Genomic DNA, 5,553 nt, shown 5'->3' on the forward strand with positions numbered 1-5,553 from the left:
GGTATGTTCGAAAATATTAAGCATCAAACAGGGGTAAAAAAAGGGAATTTCTTTGCGCTTTTCACCAATGCCGATCGCTTATCTCGTTACCTCAAATGTATTGCGATTGGGATGCCAACATGGTTTGTGATTGGCATTTTGGCAACATTTGCGAATGAGTTTGGTGAAAAATTAGGCATTGCTGAAGAAATCAAACCTGGGAAAGCTATTATGTTTTGCTATATAGGTTTGGCGATTGGCGACTTGGCCAGTGGGTTTATTTCTCAGTTTTTAAGCTCTCGTAAAAAAGCCGTTTCTTTATTGCTTGTACTTACCTTGATTTGCAGTGTTTATTATCTATATGCAGGGATGAACTCAGCACAAGAATTATACACAGTTTGTGTGTTTGCAGGCTTTTCTGTCGGTTACTGGGCCATGTTTGTGACCATAGGAGCTGAACAATTCGGCACCAACCTCAGAGCCACAGCCGCTACAACGGTACCCAATATGGTTCGTGGAACTGTGATTGGTATGACATCTTTATATGCTGGTCTCAAACCAAGTTTGGATGTTTTTAATGCCGCAGCTATCGTAGGAATAATCTGTTTCGTTTTAGCTTTCTACTCGATTTTAACTATTCCAGAAACTCATAACAAAGATTTGGACTATTTGGAAGAGTAAAATGTGTGTAGAGTTTTGAGTGAATAGTAGTTGAGTGATTTGGTGATTATTTCAAAAATCTATATTTCAGCAGTAGAGACGCAATGCTTTACCTCTAAAAAAAGGCGTTCGAAATGAGTTTTTCGAACGCCTTTTTGATTGAATGTCAGGATATTTATAAACCGATGTTTGATGAATACACACTATTTAGACGCAAAGTATTGCGTCTCTACAATTAAAATGACCACTAAATTACTCAACCACCATTCACTAAATCATTCACTCCTCACTCCCTAAATTTCTAAGGCTGTTTTGGATTTTATCTCACTCATCACGAAAGTACTATGCGTACTACCGATATTATCGAGAGAGGCAAGTCGATTCATCAAAAAGCTCTGATATTCACGCATATCTTTTACGACAATTTTCAGCATAAAATCGTATTCGCCTGAGATATTGTAACATTCCATAACCTCCTCTAATTGAACCACATCACGCACAAATCTAGCCCCAGCCTCTTGGGCATGTTCTTTTAAACGAATATTACAAAATACCATTAGGTCTTTCTCTACTTTTTCTCTGTCTACCAACGCCACATATCCTTTAATAACCCCCTCCTTTTCAAGTCTTCTTACCCTTTCATACACAGGTGTAGGCGACAAGTTGAGTCGATTCGAAAGTTCTTTAGTCGTCAAATGAGCATCTTCTTGTAGATTTCTAAGAATCGCTTTGTCAATTGAATCGAGTTTCATAGCCGTTAATTTTTCATTTTTCTAGTAAAAACACTCCAATATTTAGATAAACTTTCTAAAATAATTTTATTTAAAGATAATACATCTAATTTAAAAGAAGCAATAAACAAATATTATCTTTTGATGTAACTTTGTAAAAGTAGATTCGAATTGTAGGCTTTTAGCTAGAAAGATGAAGGAATACAAGGAAACTATTTCAGAAAAGTATAATCTAAAATAGTCATTCCTTTAGCTAGTAGTTTATTTGAAAACACATTACCGATAAAATTATAAATTAACCAGAAAACTGATGCGTCCGAACATCCGTGAAATCTTAAAAGATAGAATCCTTGTACTCGATGGTGCAATGGGTTCTTTGATACAACAATATAAATTGACTGATGCTGATTACCGTGGTGAAAAATTCAAAGATTTTCCACACGAGGTAAAAGGCAACAACGATATGCTTTCGATTACTCGTCCTGACGTAATCAAAGAAATTCATGCCATGTATTTTGAGGCTGGTGCTGATATTGCTGAAACAAACACGTTTTCGGCAACGTCTATTGCTATGGCTGATTATCACATGGAAGAATATGTGTACGAACTTAATTACTGCTCAGCCAAAATTGCGCGTGAAGTAGCAGATGAATTTACGGCAAAAAATCCTGCTAAACCTCGTTTCGTAACAGGTTCTATCGGACCCACTAACCGTACTTTGTCTCTTTCTCCAGATGTAAATGACCCTGGTTTTCGCGCAGTAACATTTGATGAATTGGTAGAGGCCTATACCGAGCAAATTCGTGGTTTGGTGGATGGTGGCGCAGATGCATTATTGGTTGAAACAATTTTCGATACCTTAAATGCCAAAGCTGCCCTATTTGCGATTGATTTATTCTTCAAAAATCATCCAGAAAAAGAATATCTTCCAGTAATGGTGTCAGGAACGATTACGGATGCTTCGGGTCGTACGTTGTCGGGACAAACAACAGAAGCATTTTTGACATCTGTTTCGCACATGCCATTGTTATCTATTGGCTTAAACTGTGCGCTCGGTGCCGATTTGATGCGTCCTTATGTTCAGACGCTTGCTGTAAATGCTCCTTTCATGGTTTCGGCTCACCCAAATGCAGGTTTGCCAAACGAAATGGGAGAATATGACCAGTCGCCTGAGCAAATGAGTGAGATTGTGGAAGACTTCTTACAACATAGCTTTATTAATATTATTGGAGGTTGTTGTGGTACAACTCCAGCGCATATTAAAGCGATTGCGGAAGTTGCGGCAAAATATCCTCCTCGTCAGCTTCCAGCACTTGAGCCTGTTCAAAAACTATCAGGATTGGAGCCTTTGAAAATTACGAAAGAGACCAATTTTGTAAACGTTGGAGAGCGCTGTAATGTAACTGGTTCGAAAAAGTTTGCGCGTTTAATCCGTGACAATAAATACGATGAAGCGATTGCCGTTGCACGTGAGCAAGTAGACGGAGGAGCTCAAGTAATAGACGTGAACATGGACGAAGGTATGATTGATGGTGTACAAGCGATGACCAAATTCATGAATCTCTTGATGGCAGAACCAGACATTGCTCGTTTGCCCATTATGATTGACTCTTCGAAATGGGAAGTGATTGAAGCTGGCTTGAAATGCGTGCAAGGAAAATCTATTGTAAACTCGATTTCATTAAAAGAAGGTGTTGAAAAATTCAAAGAATCTGCTGAAAAAGTAAAACGTTATGGAGCCGCTGCGGTAGTTATGGCATTCGACGAACAAGGTCAGGCAGATTCGTACGAACGTCGTATCGAAATCTGCGAACGTGCCTATCGTATCTTGGTAGATGAAGTACACTTCCCACCAGAAGATATCATTTTTGACCCTAATATCTTGACTGTTGCAACTGGTATAGACGACCACAACAATTATGCGGTAGACTTTATTAATGCAACACGTTGGATCAAAGAAAACCTTCCTCACGCCAAGGTATCAGGAGGTGTTTCGAATATCTCATTCTCTTTCAGAGGAAATGAACCTGTAAGAGAGGCAATGCATACGGTATTTTTATACTATGCCATCAAAGCTGGTATGGATATGGGGATTGTAAATGCTGGTCAATTAGGCGTTTATGACGATATCCCGAAAGATATGTTGGAGCTTTGTGAAGATGTTTTATTAAATCGTCGTCCAGATGCAACAGAGCGTTTGGTAACATTTGCCGAAACTGTAAAATCAAAAGGTAAAGAGCAAGTTATAGATAATAGCTGGCGCCAATTGCCAGTAGGCAAACGCTTGGAGCACGCTCTTATCAAAGGACTTACCGAATTTATCGATGAAGACGTTGAAGAAGCACGTCAGCAAGTGGAAAGACCTTTACAAGTAATCGAAGGGCCATTGATGGACGGTATGAACGTCGTGGGTGACTTGTTTGGGGAAGGAAAAATGTTCTTACCTCAGGTAGTAAAATCGGCACGTGTGATGAAAAAAGCAGTGGCTTATCTTCTTCCATTTATTGAAGAAGAAAAAGCTGGTGGCGAGAGTACCAGTGCAGGTAAAATTTTGTTAGCAACGGTAAAAGGTGATGTTCACGATATTGGTAAAAATATCGTTTCGGTAGTATTGGGTTGTAACAACTACGAAGTAATTGACTTGGGCGTTATGGTGCCGACAGATAAAATCTTGGCAGCAGCCAAAGAACATAATGTGGATATCATTGGGTTATCGGGATTGATTACTCCTTCATTAGACGAAATGGTTGGAGTTGCCAAAGAAATGGAACGTCAAGGTTTCACTATGCCATTGTTGATTGGTGGTGCTACTACGTCTCGTATCCATACGGCGGTAAAAATTGACCCTCATTATCATGGTCCAGTAATTCACGTGTTGGATGCTTCTCGTTCGGTTCCTGTGGCGGGTCGTTTGATGCAAAATGAAAAAACCCACCAAGAAATTTACGACGAAATCAAGACAGAATACGCTCGCCTTCGTGACGAACATGCAGGTCGTAAACGTGATAAAAATTATATTTCTATTGATGCCGCTCGTGAAAATAAAACAGCAATCGATTGGAGTAATTTCCAAGGTACAAAACCTAAATTCTTAGGAACAAAAGTATTTGAAGATTATGATATTGCCGAAATCGCTAAATATATCGACTGGACACCATTCTTCTCGACTTGGCAATTATCTGGGAAATATCCTAAAATATTTGAAAATGAGGTAGTAGGTGCTGAAGCGAAAAAACTCTATAATGATGCACAACAAATGCTTCAGAAGGTAATTTCAGAAAAGAGCCTCAAAGCACGTGCAGTTATTGGTTTTTATCCTGCCAACTCTATCGAAGATGATATCATTTTGCATCCTTTTGAGGAATATGAGTATGATGCCGCTGGACAAGGTGCATTAAAAGCTAAAGGATACAGAGTGTTGAGTAATACCGCTGTAAATAGCGAAGGAGAATTGGTATCTCCACAAGCACAAACGGTATTACATCATTTGCGTCAACAAGGACAAAAAGCTTCTAAGTTGCCAAATATCTGTTTGTCTGACTTTATTGCTCCTGAATCTAGTGGTAAAGAAGACTATATCGGAGCGTTTGCTGTAACAGCAGGTTTGGGCATCGAAACTTTGTTGGAGCAATACGAAAAAGACCATGACGATTACAATTCGATCATGCTTAAAGCCATTGCCGACCGTTTGGCAGAAGCATTTGCCGAATTAATGCATGAAAGAGTTCGTAAAGAGTTTTGGGGATATGCCAACGATGAAACCCTCTCGAATGAGGAGTTAATTTCGGAAGAATATCAAGGTATTCGCCCTGCGCCAGGCTATCCAGCTTGTCCAGACCATACCGAAAAACGAGCATTATTTGACTTGTTACAAGCAGAAAGAATTGGCATCACGCTAACAGAAAGTTTTGCTATGTATCCTGCTAGTTCAGTTTCAGGATGGTATTTCTCACATCCTGATGCCAAATATTTTGGTTTAGGTAAAATCGCCAAAGACCAAGTAGAAGACTATGCCAAACGTAAAGGCATGGATTTGGAAACAGCCGAAAAATGGCTAGCTCCAGTGCTGAATTATGAATAGATAGAATTATTGAGTGAATGGCGATTGAGTGAATGAGTGATTATTCCTTACATCTACATTTCATTGGTCTAACGAGATATTACCATCCAAAGCGGTCGGAAA

Annotated in this window: 2 protein-coding genes and 1 pseudogene; 2 read left to right on the forward strand and 1 reads right to left on the reverse strand. The window is 39.3% G+C overall.

Annotated features, from left to right (window positions below; genetic code table 11):
* Positions 1-660: pseudogene (locus ACOVQ4_RS23650) on the forward strand (MFS transporter); the annotation flags it as partial.
* A gap of 272 nt (positions 661-932) precedes the next feature.
* Here ACOVQ4_RS23650 and ACOVQ4_RS23655 read toward each other — a convergent pair.
* Positions 933-1,391, reverse strand: a complete 459-nt coding sequence (locus ACOVQ4_RS23655) for an Lrp/AsnC family transcriptional regulator (RefSeq protein WP_095160303.1) — start codon at positions 1,389-1,391, stop codon at positions 933-935.
* A gap of 289 nt (positions 1,392-1,680) precedes the next feature.
* On the opposite strand from ACOVQ4_RS23655, the gene metH reads away from it, so the two are divergent.
* On the forward strand, positions 1,681-5,451 hold the full coding sequence (gene metH / locus ACOVQ4_RS23660) for a methionine synthase (protein WP_421823050.1): 3,771 nt from the start codon (positions 1,681-1,683) through the stop codon (positions 5,449-5,451).
* Positions 5,452-5,553 lie beyond the last annotated feature (102 nt).

This window comes from Flectobacillus sp. (assembly GCF_049240685.1).
Classification (GTDB): domain Bacteria; phylum Bacteroidota; class Bacteroidia; order Cytophagales; family Spirosomataceae; genus Flectobacillus.

What these genes read in the sequence shown, in the direction of transcription:
- ACOVQ4_RS23655 (WP_095160303.1), bottom strand. Translation starts at nt 1,391, where the DNA reads ATGAAACTCGATTCAATTGACAAAGCGATTCTTAGAAATCTACAAGAA.
- metH (WP_421823050.1), top strand. Translation starts at nt 1,681, where the DNA reads ATGCGTCCGAACATCCGTGAAATCTTAAAAGATAGAATCCTTGTACTC.